22 protein-coding genes are annotated in these 23892 nt (G+C 69.6%); 9 read left to right on the forward strand and 13 right to left on the reverse strand.

Annotation, left to right across the window (positions count from 1 at the left end; all coding sequences use genetic code 11):
- Positions 1 to 22: 22 nt before the first annotated feature.
- A complete protein-coding gene (locus ACSQ2H_RS02995) occupies positions 23 to 856 on the reverse strand; it encodes an alpha/beta fold hydrolase (RefSeq protein WP_436059974.1) in 834 nt (277 codons plus the stop codon).
- 127 nt (positions 857 to 983) lie between these two features.
- A complete protein-coding gene (locus tag ACSQ2H_RS03000) occupies positions 984 to 1949 on the reverse strand; it encodes a quinone oxidoreductase family protein (RefSeq protein WP_436059975.1) in 966 nt (321 codons plus the stop codon).
- Between the two features lie 213 nt (positions 1950 to 2162).
- Here ACSQ2H_RS03000 and ACSQ2H_RS03005 point away from each other — a divergent pair, with 213 nt between their 5' ends.
- Positions 2163 to 3881, forward strand: coding sequence for an alpha/beta fold hydrolase (locus ACSQ2H_RS03005; protein WP_436059976.1), 1719 nt, complete (start codon positions 2163 to 2165; stop codon positions 3879 to 3881).
- 359 nt (positions 3882 to 4240) lie between these two features.
- Here the strand turns inward: ACSQ2H_RS03005 and ACSQ2H_RS03010 are convergent, their stop codons facing one another.
- Entirely contained in the window at positions 4241 to 5404 is a 1164-nt protein-coding gene (locus ACSQ2H_RS03010; RefSeq protein ID WP_436059977.1) for a DegT/DnrJ/EryC1/StrS family aminotransferase, read from the reverse strand.
- A 421-nt stretch (positions 5405 to 5825) separates the two neighbouring features.
- Here ACSQ2H_RS03010 and ACSQ2H_RS03015 point away from each other — a divergent pair, with 421 nt between their 5' ends.
- Complete coding sequence (locus ACSQ2H_RS03015; protein ID WP_436059978.1) at positions 5826 to 6344, forward strand: LysR substrate-binding domain-containing protein; 519 nt, start codon at positions 5826 to 5828, stop codon at positions 6342 to 6344.
- Here the strand turns inward: ACSQ2H_RS03015 and ACSQ2H_RS03020 are convergent.
- The 4 genes from ACSQ2H_RS03020 to ACSQ2H_RS03035 all read right to left on the reverse strand — a co-directional run bounded on the left by ACSQ2H_RS03020 (position 6341) and on the right by ACSQ2H_RS03035 (position 10413).
- Positions 6341 to 7129: a hypothetical protein gene (locus ACSQ2H_RS03020; protein ID WP_436059979.1), complete on the reverse strand. Its 789-nt coding sequence runs from the start codon at positions 7127 to 7129 to the stop codon at positions 6341 to 6343. The two genes, ACSQ2H_RS03015 and ACSQ2H_RS03020, sit on opposite strands and share 4 nt — an antisense overlap.
- 71 nt (positions 7130 to 7200) lie before the next feature.
- A complete protein-coding gene (locus ACSQ2H_RS03025) occupies positions 7201 to 8784 on the reverse strand; it encodes an AMP-binding protein (RefSeq protein WP_436059980.1) in 1584 nt (527 codons plus the stop codon).
- A 190-nt stretch (positions 8785 to 8974) separates the two neighbouring features.
- A complete protein-coding gene (locus tag ACSQ2H_RS03030) occupies positions 8975 to 9388 on the reverse strand; it encodes a DUF2177 family protein (protein ID WP_436059981.1) in 414 nt (137 codons plus the stop codon).
- Complete coding sequence (locus ACSQ2H_RS03035; RefSeq protein WP_436059982.1) at positions 9385 to 10413, reverse strand: SAM-dependent methyltransferase; 1029 nt, start codon at positions 10411 to 10413, stop codon at positions 9385 to 9387. The genes ACSQ2H_RS03030 and ACSQ2H_RS03035 overlap by 4 nt, the downstream gene beginning before the upstream one ends.
- A 136-nt stretch (positions 10414 to 10549) precedes the next feature.
- On the opposite strand from ACSQ2H_RS03035, the gene ACSQ2H_RS03040 reads away from it, so the two are divergent.
- The 5 genes from ACSQ2H_RS03040 (at position 10550) to ACSQ2H_RS03060 (ending at position 18283) form a co-directional block, all read left to right on the forward strand.
- On the forward strand, positions 10550 to 11869 hold the full coding sequence (locus tag ACSQ2H_RS03040) for an NAD(P)/FAD-dependent oxidoreductase (RefSeq protein WP_436059983.1): 1320 nt from the start codon (positions 10550 to 10552) through the stop codon (positions 11867 to 11869).
- Positions 11866 to 12648: a DUF1365 domain-containing protein gene (locus tag ACSQ2H_RS03045; RefSeq protein ID WP_436059984.1), complete on the forward strand. Its 783-nt coding sequence runs from the start codon at positions 11866 to 11868 to the stop codon at positions 12646 to 12648. Before ACSQ2H_RS03040 ends, ACSQ2H_RS03045 begins: the two co-directional genes overlap by 4 nt.
- A 171-nt stretch (positions 12649 to 12819) precedes the next feature.
- Complete coding sequence (locus ACSQ2H_RS03050) at positions 12820 to 14622, forward strand: ABC transporter ATP-binding protein (protein WP_436059985.1); 1803 nt, start codon at positions 12820 to 12822, stop codon at positions 14620 to 14622.
- A complete protein-coding gene (locus tag ACSQ2H_RS03055) occupies positions 14619 to 16466 on the forward strand; it encodes an ABC transporter ATP-binding protein (protein WP_436059986.1) in 1848 nt (615 codons plus the stop codon). Before ACSQ2H_RS03050 ends, ACSQ2H_RS03055 begins: the two co-directional genes overlap by 4 nt.
- Before the next feature lie 161 nt (positions 16467 to 16627).
- Positions 16628 to 18283 carry a M28 family metallopeptidase gene (locus ACSQ2H_RS03060; RefSeq protein WP_436059987.1) on the forward strand — a complete coding sequence of 552 codons (1656 nt, stop codon included), beginning with the start codon at positions 16628 to 16630 and terminating at the stop codon, positions 18281 to 18283.
- Here the strand turns inward: ACSQ2H_RS03060 and ACSQ2H_RS03065 are convergent.
- The 4 genes from ACSQ2H_RS03065 to ACSQ2H_RS03080 form a co-directional block, all read right to left on the reverse strand.
- Complete coding sequence (locus tag ACSQ2H_RS03065; RefSeq protein WP_436059988.1) at positions 18280 to 18762, reverse strand: hypothetical protein; 483 nt, start codon at positions 18760 to 18762, stop codon at positions 18280 to 18282. The genes ACSQ2H_RS03060 and ACSQ2H_RS03065 overlap by 4 nt on opposite strands.
- A complete protein-coding gene (locus tag ACSQ2H_RS03070; protein ID WP_436059989.1) occupies positions 18752 to 19123 on the reverse strand; it encodes a hypothetical protein in 372 nt (123 codons plus the stop codon). Before ACSQ2H_RS03070 ends, ACSQ2H_RS03065 begins: the two co-directional genes overlap by 11 nt.
- A gap of 305 nt (positions 19124 to 19428) precedes the next feature.
- A complete protein-coding gene (gene fabF, locus ACSQ2H_RS03075; RefSeq protein ID WP_436059990.1) occupies positions 19429 to 20697 on the reverse strand; it encodes a beta-ketoacyl-ACP synthase II in 1269 nt (422 codons plus the stop codon).
- A 5-nt stretch (positions 20698 to 20702) separates the two neighbouring features.
- Positions 20703 to 21152, reverse strand: coding sequence for a MarR family winged helix-turn-helix transcriptional regulator (locus ACSQ2H_RS03080; RefSeq protein ID WP_436059991.1), 450 nt, complete (start codon positions 21150 to 21152; stop codon positions 20703 to 20705).
- 115 nt (positions 21153 to 21267) lie between these two features.
- Here ACSQ2H_RS03080 and ACSQ2H_RS03085 point away from each other — a divergent pair, with 115 nt between their 5' ends.
- On the forward strand, positions 21268 to 21849 hold the full coding sequence (locus ACSQ2H_RS03085; protein ID WP_436059992.1) for a histidine phosphatase family protein: 582 nt from the start codon (positions 21268 to 21270) through the stop codon (positions 21847 to 21849).
- On the opposite strand, the gene ACSQ2H_RS03090 is transcribed toward ACSQ2H_RS03085, so the two are convergent.
- Entirely contained in the window at positions 21846 to 22511 is a 666-nt protein-coding gene (locus ACSQ2H_RS03090) for a hypothetical protein (RefSeq protein WP_436059993.1), read from the reverse strand. The genes ACSQ2H_RS03085 and ACSQ2H_RS03090 overlap by 4 nt on opposite strands.
- 120 nt (positions 22512 to 22631) lie before the next feature.
- On the opposite strand from ACSQ2H_RS03090, the gene ACSQ2H_RS03095 reads away from it, so the two are divergent.
- A complete protein-coding gene (locus ACSQ2H_RS03095; protein WP_436059994.1) occupies positions 22632 to 22994 on the forward strand; it encodes an STAS/SEC14 domain-containing protein in 363 nt (120 codons plus the stop codon).
- On the opposite strand, the gene ACSQ2H_RS03100 is transcribed toward ACSQ2H_RS03095, so the two are convergent.
- Entirely contained in the window at positions 22991 to 23812 is an 822-nt protein-coding gene (locus ACSQ2H_RS03100; protein WP_436059995.1) for a LytTR family DNA-binding domain-containing protein, read from the reverse strand. The two genes, ACSQ2H_RS03095 and ACSQ2H_RS03100, sit on opposite strands and share 4 nt — an antisense overlap.
- Positions 23813 to 23892 lie beyond the last annotated feature (80 nt).

A 23892-nucleotide genomic window follows, 5' to 3' on the forward strand; every position in this document is an offset into this window, starting at 1 on the left:
GGGTGTTCCTTGTACTAGAAGATCAGGCGCGCGCGACGGCGGCGAGGATGGCGTCGATGAAGGTGTCGTAGAGGCCGGGCGGCACGTTGTGGCCCATGCCGGAAATGATGCGCAGCTCCGCGCCTGGAATGGCCTTGGCGGTCGCCTCGCCGCCGATCACCTGGACCAGCGGGTCGTCGGCGCCGTGCAGGACGACGGTGGGGACGTTCAGCTTCGACAGCCGTTCGGTGCGGTCGCCGTCGGCGCGGATGGCGCCCATCTGGCGCTGGCTGGCGGTGGGCGTGTAGGCGCGCTCGTACTCGTCGATCACGCGCTTGCGCAGGGCAGCGTCGTCCCACGGATAGCCGGGGCTGTCGATGATGCGGGCGTTCTCCATCGCATGGGCGACGAAGGCCTCGAAGTCGACCTTGGGATCGGGCGCAGGGGCGGTGAGCACCGCGCCGGCGCTCGGCGCGGGGGCCATGGTGCCGGCCGCGCCGGTGGAGGACATGATCGAGGTCAGCGACAGCACCCGATCCGGATGCTCGATGGCGACCAGCTGCGAGATCATGCCGCCCATCGAGACGCCGGCGATGTGGGCCTTGGCGACGCCGGCGGCGTCGAGCACCGCGATCGCGTCGGCGGCCATGTCGGAGAGGCTGTAGCGGTCGCCCGGCTGGAACCAGGTCGACTTGCCGACGTCGCGGTTGTCGAAGCGGATGACGCGATAGCCCTGCGCCGCGAGCTTCTCGCAGAAGACGTGCGGCCAGCGGGTCATCTGCGAGCCGAGGCCGTTGATCAGCAGGATCGTCGGGGCGGCTTCGTCGCCGAAGGACTCATACTCGAGCTCGACTGAACCGTTCTTCGCGCGGGGCATGGGTTCTCTCCTCGTCAGTGGCGTTCGGCGCGAAGCGACGAACGACTGAGAGGGCCAATGGCCGAAGGGCCAAAGTCCCCCTCAGTCAGCTTCGCTGACAGCTCCCCCACAGGGGGAGCATTTTCAGTTACGGCACCAGAACCACGCGGCCGACGGCGGCGCGGCTTTCGATGTAGGCGTGGGCGCCGGCGGCGTCCGACAGCGGGAAGACCTTGTCGACTAGGACTTCCAGCTCGCCCTTGGCGGCGTCTTCGATCAGTTGCTGGATGTTGTCGTGAACCCGATCGGTGCCGATCTCGGCGCCCAGGAACACACCCGACAGCGTGCGGTTGCCGCCCATCATCGAGCCGACGTCCGCGACCATCGGTTCACGGCCGGCGGCGCCGACCATGGAGACCCGGCCACGATAGGCCAGCGAGTTGATCGAGCCTTGCAGGGTGGGGCCGCCGACCGAATCGACGATCACGTCCGCGCCCTTGTTGTCGGTGAGGCGCATGACTTCCTTCACCACATCCTCGCGGGCGTAGTTGATGCCGTGGTCGAGGCCGAGCGGCTTCAGGCGTTCCAGGCGTTCGTCCGACGACGCGGTGGCCAGGATCAGGCCCGCGCCGGCGCGCTTGGCCAGCTGGATGGCGGCGACGCCGACGCCCGACGCGCCGGCCTGGATCAGGACGGTCTCGCCGGCCTTCATGCGCCCGAACTCGAACAGGCAGTCATGGGCGGTGCCGAAGGTCACCGGAATGGCGGCGGCCTTCTGCATGTCGTAGCCGTCCGGCACGACCCAGCAATTGCGGGCGGGAACGGCGCGCAGGGCGGCGTGGCTGCCCCAGCTGTTCAGGGTGGCGACCTTCTGGCCGACCTTCAAATGGGTGACTTCGGAGCCGACCTCGATGATCTCGCCCGAGGCCTGATAGCCCACCACGTGCGGGGTGGTCATCAGTCGGCCGCCGAAGCGGCTGAGGACGTCGCCGCCTTCGATGGCGATGGCCTCGACCTTGATGATCACGCCCTTGGGGTGGCACTGCGGATCCGGGATTTCCTCGTATTTCAGGACTTCCGGACCACCGGTTTCATAATAGACAGCAGCTTTCATGGGTTTCCTCCTAATGACTTAAACAATTGTTTGAGGACGCTAGCCAAGACCAGGGGGGCGACGCAAGGGAAAGCGTGGCCGCCTGCGAGGCATCCCGGACATCACACGAGGCTGTGACGAGCACGTGGCGGTGCATCGCTTGCAGAGCTTGCCCGAACGCCGTTCTCCTGTACCAGAACGGCACACCTTCGTTCGGACCGCGGCGTTAACCTAATGGCCCTGCTCGACAGTCAGGAAGTCGCGAACGAACCGCCGTCGCCCGACGCCGTGCGGCTGGTGATCGAGACCATGTACCAGGTGGCGGCCAATCCCGAGGCCTGGGAGCGGCTGATCGACGTGCTCGACGAGGACGGGCTGGGCCGTGATCCCGATCCGGAAATCCTGCGCGGCCTGGCGCTGAGCGAGGACATCGCCCGGCTGGCCAGCCGGCCCGACGAGGGACCGACCACGACCGGGCGCTCGGACATCGGTTGGCTGCTGCTGAACCCGCGCGGCAAGGTGATCGCTCACAATGGCGCGGTGCTGGCGGCGCTGGGCGGGGCGGTGTCGCGGCTGGAAATCGGCCACCCGGTCGCCTTCCGTGATCCCGACAACGCCGAGGCGATGGTCGCCGCTCTCGCCCGAGCGCGCGGGCGCCAGCGCGGCCAGATCATCCTCAAGCTGGAGCGCGGCGACGACGACGGGCCGGGCTTCGCCTATGTGGTCCCGGCCCGGTCGTTGCCGGGCCTGGCCGACCTGCCGGTGCTGGCGGCCGAGGACGAGAGCTATGCGGTGGTGTTCCCGGCCGCGGCCGAGGCCGGGCGGCTGTGGAGCTCGCTGTCGGAGAGCTTCGGCCTGACCCCGGCCGAGGTGCGGCTGGCGCGCAAGCTGCGGGACGGCCGCTCGTTGCAGGACGCCGCCGACGAGCTGTCGGTCAGCGTCAACACCGTTCGCAACCAACTGCGGGCCGTCTTCGACAAGATGGGCCTGAAGCGGCAGAGCGACCTGATCCGGGCCCTGACCGAACTCTCGGCCCTGGCCGGGCTGATCGAGGCGGACGATCCGGTCCGCGCCCAGGAGGAGGCCATCGCCCAGGCGCCGCCGGTGCGGTTCGTCAGCCTCTCCGATGGCCGACGGCTGGCCTATCGTGAATACGGCGACCCGGCTGGCCGGGCGGTGCTGATGTTCCATGAGGGGCTCGGCTCGAGCCTGCTGCCGCCGGAGACCGACGCCGTCGGGCGGCGGCTGGGCCTGCGCATCGTCAGCGCCGAGCGGCCGGGCTTCGGGCGGTCCGACCCGCGGCCCGATTACAGCTTCGACGGGATCGCCCAGGACATGGTCGAGCTGTGCGATGAGGTCGGCCTGGAGCGGTTGCAGATCGCCGCTGCGCTGTCCGGGACGCCGTCGGCGATCCAGACCGCCATCGCCATGGGCGAGCGGGTGGAGCGGGTGCTGATCTATTCCGGCCGCCCGCCGCGGGGCGTGCCCGATCCGACGCGCAACCCGCTGACCATGATGCGCAGCCGCATCGAGGCCAATCCCTGGCTTGTGGAGACGTTCCTGGCGGTGCTGCGGCTGCGGCTGTCGCCCGCGATGATGATCCGGGTGATGCAGCGCTCAAGCGCCCAATCGCCCGGCGACCAGGCCTTCCTGGCCGCTCATCCGGAGGCCGCGACCTATGTGGCGGCCTACATGACCGAGGCCCTAGCGCTCTCCAGTCGCGGGCCCGCAGACGAACTGCGGGCCTTCCGGCGGGGGCGCAACATGAGCGTGAGCGGGCTGAAGGCGCCGCTGATCGTCTGGCACGGCGAGCAGGATCGCCTGACCCCGCTGCCGCAGCTGCTGGCGTTCCTGGGGCCGCACGCCAGCGAGGTGCACGTGCGTCCGGGCGTCGGGCACTTCCTCGTCCTGCGGCACTGGGACGAGATCCTGCGCGAGTTGGCCGCGGCCTAGTGCATTTGGGTCATGCGGGTCGCGGGCGACGCAGGCTCTGCTGACGGTGAGGCGGACCGGACCGCGCAACGAGCCCGCTAGCGACATTCTTGGGATTCGACGGCGGCGGTCTGGCGCCGCGGCCATCGAGGGCCCGCCGCCTTGGCTCCACCCAGCCGGAGCGGCGGGTCCGCCCTTCGCCAGGGACTAACGTCCCGGACCCTGGCGTGACCACGGTCCAAGACCGTGGGCGGGAGCGAAGTCGTCAGGGTGTTTAGGCCCCCCGGCGCACCCTGACCGGCTTCGGGGGAGGTCGGTCAGGCCTCCGAGGCGGCGGATACGGTCCCGCAGGGGCCGTGTCCGCCATCTCTAGCGGGCGATCAGCCGTTGCGCTTCACGTAGGCGCGGATCGCGGCGATGACGCGGTCCTGGTCGTCCTGCGTCAGGTAGGGATGCATCGGCAGGCTCATCACCACCTTGGACTTGGCGTCGGTGACCGGCAGGCCGCCCGGCGCGGGGTAGACCGAGTAGACGTCCTGGCGGTGGATCGGGATCGGGTAGTAGACGGCGGTCGGCACGTCCTGGCCCTTCAGATGGGCGATCAGGCCGTCGCGGTCGTCGGTCTCGATCGTGTACTGGGCCCAGACGCTGACCCCCCCGTCGATCACCTTCGGAACCTTGACGACGTCGCCGAGCCCGGCGGCGTAGCGGTCGGCGACGCGGTTCCGGGCGGCGATCTCGTCGGCGAAGATGGTCAGCTTCTGCAGCAGCACCGCGGCCTGGATGGTGTCCATGCGGCTGTTCATGCCGATGCGCAGGTTCAGGTACTTCGGATCGTGGTCGAAGGTCTTGCCCTCGAGGTCGGACTTCACCGCCTGGCCGTGGACGCGCAGGGAGACCAGCAGGTCGTGCAGGCGCTCGTCCTTGCACAGCACCGCCCCGCCGTCGCCGTAGCAGCCGAGCGGCTTGGCCGGGAAGAAGCTGGTGGTGGTGACGTCGGCCCAATGGATCGGATGCTGGTCGTTCAGGGTGCAGCCGAAGCCCTGGGCGCTGTCGGAGATCAGCTTGAGGCCGTGCTTCCTGGCGACCGCCGAGATGGCCGGGTAGTCGGCCGGCTGGCCGAACAGGTCGACGGCGATGATCGCCTTGGGGGTCAGCTTGCCCTGCGCCTTCACCGCCTCGATGGCGGCGTCGAGCGCGACCGGGTCGAGGTTGTAGGTGTCGTCCAGGATGTCGACGAATACGGGCGACGCGCCGACCAGCGGCATGACCTCGGCGGTCGCTGCGAAGGTGAAGGACGGGCAGAACACCGCGTCGCCGGGGCCGACGCCCCAGGCCATCAGCGGCAGCTGCAGCGCCTCGGTGCCCGAGCCGCAGGAGAGCACGTAGGGCGCGTCGCCGAAGGCGCCGAGCTCCTTTTCGAACTGGGCGATCTCCGGGCCCATGACGTAGGCGCCGGACCGCACGACCTTGAGGATCGCGTCTTCCAGCGGTTGGCCGAGGCGGGCGCGTTGGGCTTGCAGGTCGATGAAGGGGATCGGCATGTCGGCATCTCGCGTAACGAAGCGGCGCGCTACATGGCACGCGTCGGGAGCCTAGGCCAAACACGCTTGTTTTCGGAACGTTTCGCCTGAAACGAAATGGTCCCGGGGCGCCCCCCGACGCCACCGGGACCGGGGTCCCCGGCCGGCGTTCGCCAAGGCGCGTGGGGCCCCAAGTCGTACAAGAAGTGGAGCGTGACGAGCGCCAGTGCAGGGCGTCCGTTCGCCGTCACGCTCCGGCCGCGGGGATCAGGCGGCCATCGTTGTCGGGCAGCAGTGACGCGCCTCAACGGTTAACGGTGAAATAACGACAAAATGGAGATCAAGGTTTTCGAGGAATAATGTTTGCGGAAATTCCGTAATTTCCCGGATTTCAAGATTATATAACCTTGTAATCTAAGTAATCGGCGGAAGCGCCAGGCGGGTGGTGTTCACCATCGAGCACCTGGCCCAAGACCGTGCGGCGGAGGCGTTGCGCCGCGGCGAGATCGACGTCGCCGTCGGCCGGTTCGCCCCGGGCTTCGGCGGCGGGCGGGCCGAGGTGCTGTATGAGGACCGCTACTGCGTGGCGGCGCGGCGCGGGCATCCGCGCATCGACGGGATAATCGACCTTCCGACCTATGCCGGCGTGGGGCACGTCTATGCGACGGCCGGCAGCGAGACGGCAGGCGACGAGACGCTGCCCGAGGCGTTCGAAGATCGGGTCGTCGCGCGGGCCGGCGCCCCGCACTGGCTGACCGTGCTGGTGATGGTCGCAGCCAGCGACGCCATCGCCACCTGTCCGCGGCGGCTGGCCGAGCGTCATGCCGACATGCTGGGCCTGCAGGTGCTGGACCCGCCGTTCGAGCCGATGCGGCTGACGGTGGAGGCCGTGCGCCGCAGCGGCACGGACGATCCAGGCGTTGACTGGTTCCTGGACCAGGTGCGCGCGGCCGCCAGCTAGAACGTCAGGCCGAGCTCCCGGCGCAGGTGCGCGCGGGTGGCGGCTTCGAAGGCCTCGGGCCAGGTCGCGCCGAGACGTTGCGCCAGGGGACGGGCGTGGGTCAGGAACAGCCGGGCGATCTCGGCCTGGGCGGCCAGCAGGGCTGCGCGGTCGGCGGCGGGCGCGGGCAGGGCTTCGAGCGCGGCGCGCTGTTCCGCAGACAGGAAACCGTTCAGGCGCTTGGCGCCGCGGGCCGCACGGGGGACGCCGTTCTCCTCCAGCAACAACTCGACCAGCATGCCGCGCAGCAGCTCCACGCCCTGCTGACCGACCAGCCACTCCTGGCGGCCAAGGCAGACCGGCGAGAGGCCGAGCACGCGCAGGAACTCGCAGACGAGGCGCAGGATGCGGCCGGCGGCGTCGGGGTCGGGGCCAGCCGCACGCGGCGGCGGGGCGTCGGACTCGCCGGACAGGTGGACGAGGCCGGCCCCGTCCTGGCGGGCGAATTCGGCCGGGGTCAGGAAGGCGAGGTCGAAGCGGGTCCAGGCGGGCGTGACGCCCGAGAAGATGCGGCCGTGGACGAGCTGGGAAAACACCGTGGCGGGGAGCGCGATCGTTCCGGCGGCGCAGTCGCGCAGGCAGGCGGCGATGTCGGCCTCATCGGCCACCAGCGTCAGGTCGACGTCGCTCCAGGCGTCGCCGGCGCCCTTGCCGAGGCTGCCCGAGAGCCAGGCCGAGCGGACGCGGCCGTCGGCGGCGAGCGCGGCGAGGAGCTGGTCCAGAAGCGTTTGCTGGTCTTTGGTCATGGCCGCGAGGCTGCGGCCGGGTGCGGGCGGCGGCAAACGATTTCGCCGCCGCCCGTCCGTGAGCTTTCGGCTCAGATCTGGCGCGTGCGGCCTTCCCAGTAGGGGGCGCGGACCTTGTTGCGCTGGATCTTGCCGGCTTCGGAGCGCGGCAGGTCGGTCACGAAGTCGAGGCTGCGCGGGACCTTGAAGGCCGGCAGGGCCTTGCGGCCGAAGTCCAGGATCTCCTGGGCCAGTTCCTCGGAGGGCTGGTAGCCCGGGTTCAGCAGGATCACCGCCTTGACCTGCTCGCCCCACTCGTCGTGCGGCACGCCGACCGTGGCGCTGTCGGCGACGGCGTCATGCTTGATGAGCTCGTTGTCGACTTCCTGCGGGTAGATGTTCACGCCTCCGGAGATGATCGTCTCGGCGTTGCGGCCGGTGAGGAACAGATAGTCGTCCTCGTCGAAGAAGCCGACGTCGCCCATGGTGAAGAAGTCGCCGACGCGGTTGGCGGCGGTCTTGCCCGGGTCCTTGTAGTACTGGAACCCGCCGCCGGGCGGCAGCTGGTGGTAGATGCCGCCGGGCACGCCGGGCGCGCAGTCGTTGCCTTCCTCGTCGAGGATGCGGACCTGCAGCAGGGCCGGGCGCTTGCCGACGCTGCCCGGCTTCTTCAGCCATTCCTCGGAGGAGATGGTGAAGCCCGCGCCGCCTTCCGAGCCGGCGTAGTACTCGCTGAGCACCGGGCCGAACCACTCGATCATCGCCTGCTTGACCTCGGGCGGGCAGGGCGCCGCGCCGTGGACGATGTACTTCACGTGGTCGACGGGGTAGCGGGCCTTCACCTCGTCCGGCAGCGACAGCAGCCGCTGGAACATGATCGGCACCAGGTGCAGGTGGGTGATCTTCTGTTCCGAGATGGTGCGCAGCACCAGTTCGGAGTCCCACTTGTCGATGAAGTGGAGCGGGGCGCCGGCGCCCATGGCGGCGCGGATGTCGAAGGCCAGCGGAGCGGCGTGATAGGCCGGGCCCGCGCAGAGCTGGATGGAGTCGTCGTCGTAGCCGCGCATGCCGTACATCGCCTGCGGCGTGATGGCCGGGGCCTCGCGGAACACGCCCTTCGGGCGGCCGGTGGTGCCCGAGGTGTACATCATCTGGTTGCCGAGCACCGGATCGTCGATGTCCGAGCCGTCCAGCGGGGCGAGCGCGTCGTCATAGCTCTGGAAGCCGGGGATCTCGCCGCCGACGGCCAGCTTGAGGACGACGTTCGGGCACTGCTCGGCGGCGGGAGCCACGGAGGCGACGCGCGCCTCGCCGACCAGCACCTTCGCTTCGCAGTCGTTGATGATGTAGGCGATCTCGTCGGTGGTCAGGTGCCAGTTTACCGGCGTGATGCGCAGGCCCGAGCGCAGGGTCGCGGCCTGGACCTCGATGAACTCGGCGCGGTTGGAGCAGACGATCGCCAGCGCGTCGCCGGCCTTCAGGCCATGCTGACGGAAGAGGCGGGTCAGTTTGTTGGCCGCCGCGTTCACCTGGGCGAAGGTCCGCGCGCTGCCGTCCGGATTGACCACGGCGACCTTGTCCGGCTGCAGTCCAGCCCAGACGGCGGTGGTCATGCCGGTCGCCGCCGCTGCGTTCAGGGCGTCTTCCAGGCTCATGCGCTCTTTCAAATCTTCCATCAAATTCCTCCCGTCGCCGACGGCCGGTGCGGTCCGCGCAGCGATCTTTTCTATGATCCGAGACGGCGTTTCCCCGGCGGCCGCCACGCGAAATATGCGTTGCGGGATGGGCCGCTTCCGTTTCGGAAACCTACAATCACACGGCTCGACGCCGCCGACAACGGCGCGCGAAATCCGAACATGGATCGGATCAGCCGCGGGCGCTCGCCCAGCGCCAGGCGGCGTAGCCGGCGGCGGCGGCGCAGGCGGTCAAAAATGTCCCCCAGGCGACGTCGGCGAGAGTGATCTTCCAGGACCAGACCTTCAGCGTCGCCTGGTTGGTCAGGTCGTAGGTCGCATAGGCGACGAAGCCGAGCATCGCACCGTTCAGCGCCGCCCGCGGCAGTCCCGATGCGTCGCGCGCCGCCGGCAGCACGGCCAGGGCGACGACGCCGGCGATGTAGACCAGATAGAAGGCGATCGCGGCGGTCAGGTCGAAGCGCTCGGCCAGCACGGCGTCGAGCGCGGGGCGGTAGAGGCGCGGACCGACCTGGGTCAGCCAGACCGCGTCGACGGCGGCGAAGGCCAGTCCGGCGGCGAGATAGGCGGCGACGAGGGGCATCATGCCGGCGCCATCAGATAGTGGCTGACGCCCCACTCGGTCCCGCCGCGATGGCCGAACAGGCCGGCGGTCGCCAGGAAGAACAGTCGCCAGCGCCGGCCCCACAGGACCGCGTCGTCGCCATAGGTCTGGACCAGCAGCGGGGCGATCACGTCGCGGCGGCGGTCGTAGTTGGCCAGCCAGTCTTGGGCGGTGCGCGCGTAGTGGGTCCCGTTCCAGCGCCAGTCGGCCTCGACCCGGAAGACGTCGGGAAACTGGCGGGCGAGGTCGTGGCTGGGCATCACCCCGCCGGTGAAGAAGTGCTGGGCGATCCAGTCGGCCCCGTCGGCGACGTCGAAGCGGTAGGGCGTGTCGCGATGGGTGAAGACGTGCAGGAACAGCCGCCCGTCACGCTTCAGCCAGGTCCTGGCGCGGCTGAGCAGGGCGCGCCAGTTGGCCATGTGCTCGAACATCTCGACCGAGACGATGCGATCGAAGTCGCGGCGCGGCGGGACGAAGTCGTTCATGTCGGCGGTGATCACCGACAGATTGGTCAGGCCGCGCTCGACGGCGCGGGCGCGGATGAAGGCGCCCTGGCTGGCGGAGTTGGAGACCGCGACGATCCGGGCCGCCGGCAAGGCGCGCGCCATCCACAGCGACAGCGAGCCCCAGCCGCAGCCGAGCTCGAGGATCGTCTGGCCGTCCTGCAGGCCGGCGTGGGCGGCGGTCTGCGATAGCGCCGCCTCCTCAGCCTGGGCCAGGGTGCTCACGCCGGGCGGATAGTAGCCGGAAGAGTACTTGAGCTGCGGGCCGAGCACGGCCTGGAAGAAGGCGGCTGGCAGTTCGTAATGCTGGGCGTTGGCGGCCGCGACGTGTTCGGCGATCGGCCGGGCGTCCATCTCGCGCGCGAAATCGGCGGCGCTGGTCGCCGGATCGGCGGCCAGATTACGCCGCGCCCCGGCGACCAGCAGGCCGATGGCTGCTCGCCGCGCCGCATCGGGCAGCGGCGCGCCTTCGAAAGCGTGGATGGTCGAAGCAAGCAGCCGCATGGGCGCCTCCGGAATGACTTCGCACCCAGCAGATACGACGCAGACCCGTTCTTGGATGCGACGACTGCATCCGAGCGCGGCCCGCGACCGTAACTCCCATGACCGGACGCCAGCCGGCGCGAGCGTGGAGCACGACGTGACCTGGGAGCCTCCATTGAAGGTCGCCGTGATCGGCGGGGGCGTCGCGGGACTGTCCGCCGCCTGGCTGCTGAGCCAGCGTCATGCGGTGACTTTGTACGAGGACGAGGAGCGGCTGGGCGGCCACGCCAACACGGTCGAGGTCGAGGGGCCGCAGGGGCCGGTGGCGGTCGACACCGGTTTCATCGTCTACAACGAGCCGAACTATCCGAACTTCACCGCCCTGCTGGCCCATTTCGGGGTCGAGAGCCGGGCGGCGGACATGGCGCTGAGCGTCTCGCTGGACGACGGCGACTTCGAGTACTCGTCCGGGGCGCTGTTCGCCCAGGCCAGCAACCTGTTCAGCCCGCGCTATTGGGCGATGCTGCGCGACGTCACGCGGTTCTACCGCCAGGGGCCCAAGGACCTGGCGCAGCTCGAGGCGCCGCTGACGTCGCTCGACGACTATCTGGCGCAGCGCGGCTACTGCCAGGCGTTCTGCGACGACCACCTGCTGCCGCAGGCCGCCGCGATCTGGTCAACGCCGCTGCGCACCATCGGCGAGTATCCGGCCGCGGCGCTGATCCGGTTCTTCCAGAACCACGGCATGATGAGCGTGTTCGGCCGCGGGGCCTGGCGCACTGTGCGTGGCGGCAGCCAGGCCTATGTCGGCAAGCTGGCGGCGGCGTTCGAGGGAACGTTGCGGCTTTCGAGCCCGGTGAGCGCGGTGCGCCGCGACCTGCTGGGCGTCGAGGTGCGCGAGGCGAGCGGCCGGGTCGAGCGGTTCGACCAGGTGGTGATCGCCGCCCACGCCGACAGCGCGCTGGCGATGCTGCACGATCCCGACCCGGTGGAGCGCGAGCTGCTAGGCGCCTTCCGCTACAGCCAGAACCTGGCGGTGCTGCACACCGATGCGCGGCTGATGCCGGTGCGGCGAGCGGCGTGGACCAGCTGGAATCACATCGGCCGGCGCGAGGAGCCCGGCGAGGGCTGCGTCACCTACTGGATGAACCGCCTGCAGTCGCTGGCCTGCCCGCAGGACCTGTTCGTCACCTTGAATCCCACCCGCGAGATCGAGTTGGAGAGCATTCTCTGGGCCGACGCCTACGCCCATCCGCAATTCGACGCCGCGGCGCTCGCCGCCCAGCGCGAGCTGTGGGCGTTGCAGGGACGGCGGCGGACCTGGTTCTGCGGCTCGTACTTCGGGCACGGCTTCCATGAGGATGCGCTGCAATCGGGGCTGGCGACCGCCGAGGCGTTGGGCGGCGCCCCGCGGCCCTGGCGGGTGGCCGACGAATCCAGCCGCATCCATATGCCGCCGGAGCGGCGGGCGCGATGAGCGCGCGCGCCAGCGGTCTCTATGCCGGGCGGGTGACGCATCTGCGCCGCCGACCGCGCCGTCACCGGCTGGCCTATCGAATCTTCATGCTGTTGCTGGACCTCGACGAGGTCGAGCCGCTGGCGCGCCGGCTGAGGCTGTTCGGTCACGGGCGACGCGGGCTGGCGAGCTTCCATCCGGCCGACCATCTGCACGGCGACGGGCGGCCGCTGAGGGCGCAGGTCGAGCAGATCCTGGCCGACGCCGGCCTGGCGGGGGACGGGCCGGTGCGGGTGCTGTGCATGCCGCGTCTGCTGGGCGGATCGGGCTTCAATCCGCTGAGCGTCTGGTTCTGCCACCGCGCCGACGGGGCGTTGAGCGCGGTGCTGTACGAGGTCAACAACACCTTCGGCGAGCGCCACCTCTATCTCGTCCCGGCGGCGGATGACGGCGGGCCGATCCGCCAGCGCTGCGACAAGCAGTTCTACGTCTCGCCGTTCATGGACATGGGACTGACCTATCGGTTCGCCGTGAGCGGGCCCGGTGATTCGGTCTCGGTGGCGATCGAGGCCGAGGACGAGCAGGGGCCGGTGCTGTCGGCCGCCTATCACGCCGTGCGGCGCGAGCTCACCGACGGCGCCCTGCTGAGCGCCTGGGCCGCGCATCCGCTGATGAGCCTCGGCGTGCTGTGGGCGATCCGCTGGGAAGCCTTGTGGTTGTGGGTCAAGGGCGAACCGCTGCGTCCGCGGCCCGCGCCGCCGCTGCGACTCGTGACGGTCGGCGCGCACACCGGCTGCTAGAAGCGGCCGCGTCACACAACCTGCAAAATCTGCGATAACGTCAAAACAAGTCTGGCGCGCAGCAGGCGTGCGCGTCAGAATGCTCCGCACACTTCAAGATGGAAACTTGCCATGAGCGAGTCACGCCCCTCCCAGCGGGGCGCGCGCAGCTCTGACTCCACCGTAGCGCGTGTGGACGTCAGCAAAATGCCGCGCGTGCTGCAACGGATCACGGCCCGGGCGCTGCACTATCCGGGGCGGATGGCGCTGGCGATCGGCTGCTCGCTAGGCGCGGCGGTCGCCAGCCTGACCCTGCCGCGGCTGTTCGGCCAGGGGGTCGACCAGGCCGGCGCCCTGCTCAAGTCCGGCGCGGCGCACGCCAGCGAGGCGCAGGGCGCCCTGGTCGCCACGGCGCTGCTGGTCATCGCCGCCACGGTGATCCGCGGCGTGCTGACCATGATGACCGGCTATCAGGCCGAATATGTCAGCCAGCGGGTCGGCTACGACCTGCGCCTGCAGTACTTCCAGCAGCTGCAGCGGCTGAGCTTCGGCTTCCACGACCGCATCCATTCCGGCGACCTCGTCACCCGCGGCATGCTCGACCTCGAGGGCGCGCGGGTGTTCATCCAGAACGGGGTGATGCAGCTGGTCTCGCTGCTGCTGCTGCTCGGCTTCGCCGCCTACATGATGCTGACCACCGACCTGGTGATGGGGCTGATCGGCCTGGCCTTCGTGCCGATCGCCGGCTTCGCGCTGGGGCGGATGGGCTTCCTGCTGCGGGTCACCTGGCTGCGGGTGCAGGAACTGATGGCGGTGCTGACCCTGACCATGGAGGAGAACCTCCAGGGCATCCGCGTGGTCCGCGCCTTCGCCGGCAAGCGCTTCGAGATGGGCAAGTTCGACGCCGCCTCCAAGGACGCGCTCGACTACTCCTACAAGCGCATCACCCTGCGCTTCCGGGCGGTGGCGGTGATGACGGTGTCGTTCTACGGCTCGATGGGCGTGCTGCTCTGGTACGGCGGCCACAAGGTGGTCGGCGGGGCGATGAGCGTCGGTAAGCTCACCGAATTCCTGACCTACATGACGCTGCTGCAGACGCCGATCCGGCAGATCGCGATGATCTTCAACGCCGCGGCGCGAGCGACCTCGTCCGGCGCCCGCCTGTTCGAGGTGCTGGACCTGGAGCCGGAGATCGCCGATGCGCCGGAGGCCAAGCCGCTGGCGCCGAGCGCCGGCACGCTGCGCTTCGAGAACGTCGACTTCGCCTTCGATCCGGCCGGCAAGCAGATCCTGCGCGACGTATCCTTCGAGGTGCGCGCCGGCCAGACCCTGGGGATCGTCGGCCCGCCCGGCAGCGGCAAGTCGACCATCGCCAACCTGATCCCGCGCTTCTACGACGTCACCGGCGGGGCGATCACGCTCGATGGACAGGACATCCGCGACGTCACCCTGGCCTCGCTGCGCGAGTATGTCGGGCTGGTGCAGCAGGAGTCGTTCCTGTTCGACGCCTCGATCGGCCACAACGTCGCCTATGCCGATCCCTGGGCCGACGACGCCCGGATCGAGGACGCGGCGCGCACGGCCCAGATCCACGACCACATCGCCGGCCTGCCCGAGACCTACGAGACCCGGGTCGGCGAGCGCGGCGTGGCGCTGTCGGGCGGCCAGCGTCAGCGGCTGTCGATCGCGCGCGGCGTGGTTCCGGGCCCGGGCGTGATGATCTTCGACGACTCCACCGCCGCCATCGACGCGGTGACCGAGCGGCGGGTGCGCGACGCCCTGGCCGCCGCCACCGCGACCAAGGCCACGATCATCATCGCCCACCGGCTGTCGTCTTTGATGCACGCCGACCACATCGTCGTGCTCGACGACGGGCGGGTGGCCGAGCGTGGGACCCACGCCGAGCTGGTCAAGGCCGGCGGGGTCTATGCCGATCTCTATGAGCTGCAGACGCGGTCCGACGCCGAGGCCGTGCTGGACGAGGACGCCGCATGAGCCAGGAACAGGTCAGAAAGCCCCGCGCCTCGCTCGGCTCGTCCGAGGGCGAGGACATTTTCGGCAGCTTCGACGCCGGGGTGGCCAAGCGCTTCATGGCCATGATGGTCCCCTACCGCCGGGCCTTCCTGGTGGCGGTGGTGGCGGTGCTGGTCTCGGCCGCCTCGGTGGTGGCGATCCCGGCGCTGATCGGGCGGGCGGTGAACGCGGCGGTCGCGCGTGACGGCGACCTGCTGAACCAGACCCTGATGGCGTTCGCTGGCCTGGTGGCGGTCTATTCGACCGCGTTCTTCATCGAGCAGTGGCTGTCGGCGCGGCTGGCCCAGCGGGTGATCTTCGACATCCGCCGCAAGATGTTCGACCACTTCCAGGACGTCTCGCTGTCGTTCATGGACAAGACCCACGTCGGGCGGATCATGTCGCGGCTGCAGGGCGACGTGAACGCGCTGCAGGAATTCCTGGAAAGCTCGACCGGCGCAGTCGGCGACTTCGCGATGCTGATCGGCATCGCCGCGGTGCTGATCAGCATGGACTGGAAGCTGGGGCTGCTGACCCTGACCGTGCTGCCGATCCTGATCGCCGTGCGGGCGGTGTGGCTGCCGTTCTCCAAGAGCAGTTTCCGCGAGGCGCGCGACGCCTCCTCGACCGCCAACTCGGCGCTGGCCGAGAACATCAACGGCGTGCGCACCGTGCAGGAGACCCGCCGCGAGGCCGTCAACTTCGACCTCTACAAGGACAAGGCGTACGACAACTTCGAGGCCCAGGCGCGGGCGGCCTGGATGACCCAGATCATGGTGCCGACGGTCGACGTGCTGACGGGCCTGGCCATGGCCATCGTCATCGTGGTCGGCGGCAATGCGGTGCTGGGCGGGCGGCTGGAAGTGGGCGTGATGGTCGCCTTCATCTTCTATGTGCAGCGGTTCTTCGACCCGGTGCGCATGCTGTCGATGCAGTACACGATCATGCAGCGGGCGATGGCCGCGGCGCACCGGATCTTCGAGGTGCTGGACGTGAAGGTCGCCATCCAGGATGCGCCCGACGCTCAGCCGCTCAGCGACGCGCCGGCGACGGTCGAGTTCAAGAACGTCACCTTCGGCTACGATCCGGCCCGGCCGGTGCTGCACGACATCAGCCTGACGGTGAAGCCGCGCGAAGTGGTGGCGCTGGTCGGGCCGACGGGCTCGGGCAAGACCTCGATCATCGCTCTGACCCACCGGTTCTACGAGGTCGACCAGGGCCAGGTGCTGGTCGGCGGCCAGGACGTGCGCGACGTGACCCTCGACAGCCTCGGCAAGACCATCGGCATGGTGCTGCAGGAGCCGTTCCTGTTCACCGGCACCATCGAGGAGAACATCCGCTACAACACCGAGCGCGCCAGCTTCGATGACGTGGTGGCGGCGGCCAAGGCGGTGGCGGCGCACGACTTCATCATGAAGCTGCCGGACGGCTACCAGACCAAGCTGGGCCAGCGCGGGCGCAACATCTCGATGGGCCAGCGGCAGCTGATCTCGTTCGCCCGGGCGCTGGTCGCCAACCCGCAGATCCTGATCCTCGACGAGGCGACGGCCAACATCGACTCGTTCACCGAGCAGGCGATCCAGAAGGCGCTGAAGGTGCTGTTCGAAGGCCGGACCTGCATCGTCATCGCGCACCGGCTGGCGACCATCCGCGACGCCGACCGGATCATCGTGCTGCAGCAGGGACGCATCCTGGAGCAGGGGAACCACGACGAGTTGATGGCGACCGGCGGGCTCTACTCGCACCTCTACACCTCGGCGCACGCCTCGTTCGACGACCAGGTGGTGGCGACGACGGGCGATGCGGAGTTCGCGACGCGGACGTGAGGCCTTCACCGCTCATCCCGGCGAAAGCCGGGACCCAAGCTGGCGCTGGACAAGCTGGGTCATGGGCGGTGGGCACGAGAGGCCGCTTGGGTCCCGGCTTTCGCCGGGATGAGCGGGTGGTTAGGGTCGCGCTCTACAATCCCAGTTCAGAGTCGCCCTCCATGATCCGCACCGCCGCGCTGTCGCTCGCCCTGTCGCTGCTCGCCACGAGCGCCCTGGCCCAGGACCCGATCGACCCGGCGCGGCTGTCGTCGATCACCAAGGTGCTGGCCTCGGACGAGTTCCAGGGCCGCTCTCCCGGGACGCCCGGCGAAGCCAAGACCATCGAATACCTGGTGAAGGAGTTCAAAGCCCTGGGCCTGGAGCCGGCCGGGGACGCGGGCGCCTACACCCAGGACGTGCCGCTGCTGCACACGCGGCTGAAGGACGGGGCGAGCTTCGCGCTCGACCTGAACGGAAAGCGCCGCGAGCTGGTTCGCAACACCGACGTCACCGCCACGACCCTTCGTCCGGTGGAGCAGGTGGCGATCGAGAAGGCTCCGCTGGTGTTCGTCGGCTATGGCGTCACCGCGCCCGAGCGCGGCTGGGATGATTTCAAGGGCGTCGACCTGAAGGGCAAGATCGCCGTCTTCCTGATCAACGATCCTGACTTTGAGGCGCCGGCCGATGCGGCGATCGCCGGCAAGTTCGGCGGCCAGGCGGCGACCTACTATGCGCGCTGGACCTACAAGTACGAGGAGGCGGCGCGCCGCGGCGCGATCGGGGCGCTGATCATCCACGAGGCGCCGGGCGCAGGCTACGGCTGGTCGACGGTGATCGCCTCCAACGGCGAGGGCTTCGACATCGTGCGCGCCGATCCGGCCAAGGAGAAGGTGCTGCTGCAGGGTTGGCTGAGCGGTGCGGCGGGGCGCGAGCTGCTGGCCGCCGCGGGCCAGGACTTCGACGCCCTCAAGGCCAAGGCTCAGCGGGCCGACTTCCGCCCCGTGCCGCTGACCGGGGCGGCGTTCTCGGCGAGCTACGGCGTGACGCACGACCAGATCGTCAGCCGCAACGTGATCGGCAAGATCACCGGCGCGAAGCTGCCCAGCGAGAGCGTGATGTTCGCCGCCCACTGGGACGCCTACGGCGTCGGCGCGCCGGACGCCCAGGGCCGCACCGTGCGTCCCGGCGCGCTCGACGACGCGATCGGCGTGGCCGGGACCATGGAGATCGCGCGCGCCTTCAAGGCCGGTCCGCCGCCGGCCCGCACCCTGGTGTTCGCGGCCTGGACCGCCGAGGAACGCGGGCTGCTGGGCTCGGAGTACTACGGCGTCCATCCGACCGTGCCGCTGGAGACCATGGCCGCCAACCTGACCATGGACGTGTTGCAGCCGAACGGCCTCTCCAAGGACGTGGTGCTGATCGGCGCGGGCCAGAACGCGCTGGAGGACATGCTGGCCAAGGTCGCCGCCGCCCAGGGCCGGACGGTGACGCCGGACGCCCATCCGGAGCGGGCGCTGTTCTACCGCGCCGACCACTTCTCGCTGGCCCGCAAGGGCGTGCCGGTGCTGCTGCTGATGGGGCTGGGCGGCGGCGCGGATCTGGTGAACGGCGGCCGCGCGGCCGGCGACAAGTGGGTCACCGACTATACGGCCAGCGCCTATCACACGACCGGCGACGCCTGGTCGGCGGACTGGGACCTGTCGGGCGCGGCGCAGGACGTGGCGCTGTTCTACGAGATGGGCAAGCAGTTGGCCGCGGGCGGGAGCTGGCCGAACTGGAAGGACGGCTCGGAGTTCAAGCCGGTCCGCGACGCCAGCGCCGCCAAGCGGCGCTAGATCGCGTCGTCCTTCGGCGCGCCGGCCCGGCGGTAGGCGGCGAGCAGCAGCAATAGGTCGCGCTTGTTGAGGTGCAGCGCCTGGACCAGCTCCGGGCGCTGATAGACCTCGCCAGGAATGATAACGCGGCGGCCGCGCACGCGTTCGCAGTAGCCGAGGTCGATGAGCCGCGAGACGTAGCGGCGGGCGGTCTCGCGCGGGATGTTCAGCGAGCCGGCGATCGAGAGCACGCTGACCGGATGGCGCATGTCGTCCGGCGCGACGCCGGCCTCGAACTCCGAAAGGTGGCGCTCGGCGGCGACGTGGCTGACGGTGGCCTGGCCGATGGCCATGAACACCACGCCGAGCATCATGTCGCCCTCGAACACCTCGCTGGCGTTGACCAGGGTGCGAAGCACGAAGCCGCCGGCGAGGCGCGCAAAGAAGATGTCCGCCGGCTCCTGGGCTGCGGCGGCCGGGGGCGGGGGATCAGGCGTCATCGGCGCCCTCGATCGGCCGCAGCCTGACGTCCAGGCCGCTGGCGGCCAGCTCCATGCGGAACGGCTTGCTGAACGCCCAGGCCTCGGTCCCGCCGAGCAGCACCCTGCGGAACGGCGGGTGGGCGAAGGGCGCGGAGTGGGCCGGTTCGGCGTACTCGCGCAGCAACGCCTCGACGCCGGCCTTCAGCCGAAAGCCCTCCATCGTCGCCAGTCGGCCGCGCGCGAACTCGACCAGTTCATCGGTGGTGGTCGGCTCGCCCAGGGTGCGGATGCCGGTGACGATGACAATAAGAATCCGCGCCTTTTCGGCAGCGCTGTGCGGCGTCCGGAACCGGTCGGTTGGGAAATTGATGATCGTCATTCGCAACGTCCCGGACGACGAATTGTAACTCCATGTAAAATCCAAATGAGATGGCGTCGGGTATACGACGCATGTGCGTCGCCGCCATGCAATGAACTGTTGTTTTTCTTAAGTTCAATCATCACGCGCTCGGAAATGTAAGCTGAACAACTAGGGCTGATAGCCGCGCGGCGATAGCTAACAAGTCCTGAAGGTTGAGCGCGAAGTTCCCCATATTGGGGAAGCGAGAGGCTCAAAACGACACCGGCCGCACCCTGGGGTGCGGCCGGCCGTTCAGATGCATCTTCTGGGCGCGTCCTCGCCGATCAGCCGGTCCAGCGCTTGAAGATCACGCTGGCGTTCACGCCCCCGAAGCCGAAGCCGTTCGACAGGGCGTGCTCGAAGCTCGCCTGGCGAGACGTGAGCGCCACCAGGTCGAGGCCGGCGGCGTCCTCGTCCGGAATTTCGAGGTTGAGGGTCGGCGGGACCACCTGGTCGCGCAACGCCAGCACGGTGAAGATCGCCTCCAGCCCGCCGGCGGCGCCCAGCAGGTGGCCGGTGGCGGACTTGGTCGAAGCGATGGCCGGGCCGTGGCCGGTCCCGAACACTGACTTGATGGCCGCCAGCTCGCCCTTGTCGCCGACCGGAGTCGAGGTGGCGTGCGCGTTGAGGTGGCCGATGGCCGACGGCTCCAGGCCGGCCTGGGCCAGGGCCGCGCGCATGGCGCGGGCCGCGCCGTCGCCGTCCTCAGGGCCGGCGGTCAGGTGATAGGCGTCGGCGCTGGTGCCGTAGCCGACCAGTTCGGCGATCGGCTTGGCGCCGCGGGCCAGGGCGTGATCGAGGGCTTCGATCACCATGATCCCGGCGCCTTCGCCCATGATGAAGCCGTCGCGGGCGGCGTCGAACGGGCGCGAGGCCTTGGTCGGTTCGTCGTTGAACGCCGAGCCCAGGGCGCGGGCGGCGGCGAAGCCGCCCAGGCTGACGCGGTCGATGGTCGCCTCGGCCCCGCCGCAGATCGCGATGTCGGCCTCGCCGGCGCGGATCATCCGGGCCGCGTCGCCGATCGCCTGGACCCCGGCCGCGCAAGCGGTGACCGGCGCGCCGAGCGGGCCCTTGTAGCCGTGGCGGATCGACACCCAGCCGGCCGCCAGATTGGCCAGGAACGAGGGCACGGTGAAGGGCGACAGCCGGCGCACGCCGCGCTCGTCGGTGATGCGCACCGCCTCGGCGATGGCCGGGAAGCCGCCGATGCCGGTGCCGATCACGGTGGCGGTGCGGTGCTTCTCGGCCTCGCTTTGCGGGGCCCAGCCGGACTGGGCGACCGCTTCCTCCGCCGCGGCGATCGCGAACTGGATGAAGCGGTCCATCTTCTTCTGGTCCTTGCCGGAGACCACCGCGTCGAGGTCGAAGCCGGCCTCGGGATCCTCGGCGATGGACTGGACATTGCCGGCCACCTGGGCCGGGACGTCGGGGGCGAGTTCGGCGGGCAGCCGGCGCAGGCCCGATTGTCCGGCGACCAGCCGCGCCCAGGCTTTCTCGGTTCCGGTTCCCAGCGGCGACACCACGCCCTGTCCGGTCACGACGATTCTACGCATCTCACTCACCTTTCGGCTTTCTCGAGGGCCAAGGCCGCATGTTCCAAGCGCACCAGGGCCTGACGGGTTTCGTCGGCCTGGCCCTCCAGCAAGGCGGCCAGATCGGCCTGCGCCTGGCGCCAGCTGGGGATGGTCGTTCTGATCAGGTCGGCGCCCGCAGGGGTGACCGCAAGACGCCGGCCGCCGCGCCCGCGGCCGCCTTCGCCGGCGACGAGGCCGCGGGCCTCCAGCAGCTTGAGGTTCCGCAGCAGGGCCGAGGGCTCGACCCCGACCTCCTCGGCCATGGCGGCGACCGAGCCGTGCTCGCCGCGGGCGATGACGCCCAGCAGCACGTACTGGCTGATGTTGAGGCCGAACGGCTTGAGCCGCTGGTTGAAGGCTCGGGTCACGGCGCGCGCGGCGTTGCGGCTGCGATGTCCGAAGCAGAACCAGAGCATGTCGTCAGCCGGCTGCATTATCCGGCATATACAGGATTAAACGCGCCGACAAAAGTGCGCCGCGGTATGGCGCGTTGCGCGAGCGTCGGGGATAACGGATCCAAGGCCGGGGGAAACCGGCAAGGGGAAACGCATGGAACTGATCCTCATCCGCCATGGCCTGCCGGTGCGCCGCGACGACAGCGCCGATCCCGACCTGTCGGCGGAAGGCCACGATCAGTCGCGCAAGGTCGCCGACTGGCTGGCGCACGAGGGCGCGGACGCAGTGTGGTCGAGCCCGATGCGGCGCGCCGTGCAGACCGCCCAGCCGTTCGCCGACCGCTTCGGCCACGCCATCAATATCCACGAAGGCGTCGCCGAATTCGACCGCGACTCCGGCGCCTACATCCCGATGGAGGTGTTGAAGCGCGAGAACTACGAAGCCTGGCTGGCGATGGCCACCGGCGATCACGCCATGGACATCGAAGCGTTCAGCGCCGCCGTGGTCGGCGGGCTGGAAGAGATGATCGCCGCCCATCCCGGCCAACGGGTGGCGGTGTTCTGCCACGGCGGGGTGATCAACGTCTGGACGGCGCACGTGCTGGGCATGGCCCCGCGGCTGTTCTTCGAGCCGGGCTACACCAGCGTGCACCGCTACATGTGCGCCCGCGCCGGCCAGCGGAACGTGGTGGCGCTGAACGAGCGCGCGCACCTGCGGGAAATGGCGGGGGTCTAGAGCAAGGCGATCGGGATCAGGATCGCCAGCAGGCAGACGATCGCCGCCAGCATTGAACTGACCGCGTAGACGACGCCCTTGGCGACGCCCACCGTCAGCTTCGCCGAGAACCAGCGGCTCTGGGCGACGAGGAACCAGGCCGCGCCCCCGGTCATCACCGCGATCCCCAGGGCGTTCGACAGGTTGTCGTGCGCGAAGATGAAGATCCCGGCGTTGAAGATCACGGCGCACGGGGCGGCCAGGTAGCATTGGGCGTAGAACGGCGCGCGCAGGGCCTCGCGCGATAGCGACTGACGACGCGCCTTCAGCATCGCGATCGCGGCGACCAGCGGCAGCAGGCTGAAAATCAGCGCCCGCGCGAGCGCCTGGTTCTCGGGCGTGCTGTTGATCGCCTGCACCACCTCGGAAGAGCTTTCCGGAGCCGAGTGGGTGGCGGTCCCGATCACGTTCAGCAGGACGACGGTGATCAGCAACAGCAGCGGCGGCGACAGCGCCCGATCGTAGCGCGCCTCGCCCTCATCCGACTGCTCGGCGTCCGAATAGGCCATCCAGGTCAACGGGCGGGTGATCACCCGCCAGAGGGTCAATGGATAGAAGGCCAGCCACGAGGTCGCCTCGAAGAGGAAGTCCTCGAAGCTCCGCAGGATTTTCATAAAGTCCATGAACGGCTCCGGCCCCGGCCCGGCGCGGCGCTCGCGCCGGCGAAAGGTTATCGGCAGCCTTGATGGCCCTCAATGCGTTGCTTGGGCCGGGAGCGAAGTCTCGCCGCAAAGGAGCTGGGCATGCTGGACATCAAGATCGACGAGACCGCGGGCTACATCGAGCTGACGGTCGACGGCGCCATCGACAGCGCCGGGTACGAGGCCGCTGTCGCGGCCATCGAGGCGCTGCTGAAGACTCACGACAAGATCAACGCCGTCGAGGTGGTGCGCAGCTTCGCCGGCATGGAGCCCAGCCTCTGGTGGCGCGACCTCAACTACAGCTTCTCGCGGCTGGATTCGTTCGGCCGCTGCGCGGTGGTGACCGACAACGGCTGGATGGGCCCGATGGCGCGGTTCTTCGCGGCCTTCCTGTCCGTGCAGGTGCGGACCTTCGACCTGAAGGAGCTGGAGGCGGCGCGGGCCTGGGCGAAGGATGGACGCTAGCCACCGCGCAGGCGGGCCAGGGCGTCGGGGAAGCGGCGCGAGAGCGGCGCTTCCAGGTCGCCCAGCCGGACCGCATAGTCGCCGGACTTCTCTGGCCGCAGCTCGGTGACGCGGGCGGCGTTGACGAGCCACGAGCGATGGGTGCGGACGAAGCCGAGCGGCGCCAGCTCGGCCTCGAGCGCGGTGAGCGAGGCGCGCATCAGCGGCTTGCGCCCGTCGGCCAGCACGAACTCGACATAGTTGCCGGCCGAGGTGGCGGCGAGGATCTCGGCGAGCGGCGTGCGCAGCATGCGCGATCCGTCGCGGATGTCGAAGGTGGCGGGCGGCGGCGGCGGGGTCTGCTGCGTCCGCGCGGCGGGCTGCCCGTAGAGCCGGGCCAGGCCCCAGAAGGCGCCGACGCCGATGAAGTAGCCGATGGCGTCCTTGCGCAGTTCGTAGACGAAGCGCTGGACCAGATCGAAGTCGAAGGGCAGGCCGAGCCAGCCGAAGACCAGGGCGCGCAGTAGGTAGAAGCCGACGATGTGGGCGGTGGCGAAGGCCATCAGCCCCACGAGCTGCACCGCCAGCATCCGCCAGAGCGGGCGGCTGTCGGGCGGGGCGATGCGAAAGGCGACCCAGCCGATCCACATGAAGGCGATGGCGCAGAGGGCGCTGGTGTACTGCTCGACCGCCGGGAAGATCCACGGCGTCTGCGGGCGGTCCTGGAAGGCGGTCAGCATGTTGACCGTGTTCAGCGCCAGGATCGTCAAGGCGAACACGGGGAGCGAGCGCCGGAAGACGCCGTTCAGCTCAGGGCCGCATCGCTGGCCGTTCGTCACGCGTGGCTTCCGTCTGTGCCCGGCTGGGGCGCCCGCGCGGATTTTCTCTGCTTCGGCGCGTCAGGCCAAGTCCCGCCGAA

Origin of the sequence: Phenylobacterium sp. LjRoot97 (genome assembly GCF_964254345.1) — a bacterium.
Lineage (GTDB): Bacteria > Pseudomonadota > Alphaproteobacteria > Caulobacterales > Caulobacteraceae > Phenylobacterium.

Coding starts and splice junctions, on each gene's coding strand:
- ACSQ2H_RS02995 (WP_436059974.1), bottom strand. CDS start 856: ATGCCCCGCGCGAAGAACGGTTCAGTCGAGCTCGAGTATGAGTCCTTC.
- ACSQ2H_RS03000 (WP_436059975.1), bottom strand. CDS start 1,949: ATGAAAGCTGCTGTCTATTATGAAACCGGTGGTCCGGAAGTCCTGAAA.
- ACSQ2H_RS03005 (WP_436059976.1), top strand. CDS start 2,163: ATGGCCCTGCTCGACAGTCAGGAAGTCGCGAACGAACCGCCGTCGCCC.
- ACSQ2H_RS03010 (WP_436059977.1), bottom strand. CDS start 5,404: ATGCCGATCCCCTTCATCGACCTGCAAGCCCAACGCGCCCGCCTCGGC.
- ACSQ2H_RS03020 (WP_436059979.1), bottom strand. CDS start 7,129: ATGACCAAAGACCAGCAAACGCTTCTGGACCAGCTCCTCGCCGCGCTC.
- ACSQ2H_RS03025 (WP_436059980.1), bottom strand. CDS start 8,784: ATGGAAGATTTGAAAGAGCGCATGAGCCTGGAAGACGCCCTGAACGCA.
- ACSQ2H_RS03030 (WP_436059981.1), bottom strand. CDS start 9,388: ATGATGCCCCTCGTCGCCGCCTATCTCGCCGCCGGACTGGCCTTCGCC.
- ACSQ2H_RS03035 (WP_436059982.1), bottom strand. CDS start 10,413: ATGCGGCTGCTTGCTTCGACCATCCACGCTTTCGAAGGCGCGCCGCTG.
- ACSQ2H_RS03045 (WP_436059984.1), top strand. CDS start 11,866: ATGAGCGCGCGCGCCAGCGGTCTCTATGCCGGGCGGGTGACGCATCTG.
- ACSQ2H_RS03055 (WP_436059986.1), top strand. CDS start 14,619: ATGAGCCAGGAACAGGTCAGAAAGCCCCGCGCCTCGCTCGGCTCGTCC.
- ACSQ2H_RS03060 (WP_436059987.1), top strand. CDS start 16,628: ATGATCCGCACCGCCGCGCTGTCGCTCGCCCTGTCGCTGCTCGCCACG.
- ACSQ2H_RS03065 (WP_436059988.1), bottom strand. CDS start 18,762: ATGACGCCTGATCCCCCGCCCCCGGCCGCCGCAGCCCAGGAGCCGGCG.
- ACSQ2H_RS03070 (WP_436059989.1), bottom strand. CDS start 19,123: ATGACGATCATCAATTTCCCAACCGACCGGTTCCGGACGCCGCACAGC.
- fabF (WP_436059990.1), bottom strand. CDS start 20,697: ATGCGTAGAATCGTCGTGACCGGACAGGGCGTGGTGTCGCCGCTGGGA.
- ACSQ2H_RS03080 (WP_436059991.1), bottom strand. CDS start 21,152: ATGCAGCCGGCTGACGACATGCTCTGGTTCTGCTTCGGACATCGCAGC.
- ACSQ2H_RS03085 (WP_436059992.1), top strand. CDS start 21,268: ATGGAACTGATCCTCATCCGCCATGGCCTGCCGGTGCGCCGCGACGAC.
- ACSQ2H_RS03090 (WP_436059993.1), bottom strand. CDS start 22,511: ATGGACTTTATGAAAATCCTGCGGAGCTTCGAGGACTTCCTCTTCGAG.
- ACSQ2H_RS03095 (WP_436059994.1), top strand. CDS start 22,632: ATGCTGGACATCAAGATCGACGAGACCGCGGGCTACATCGAGCTGACG.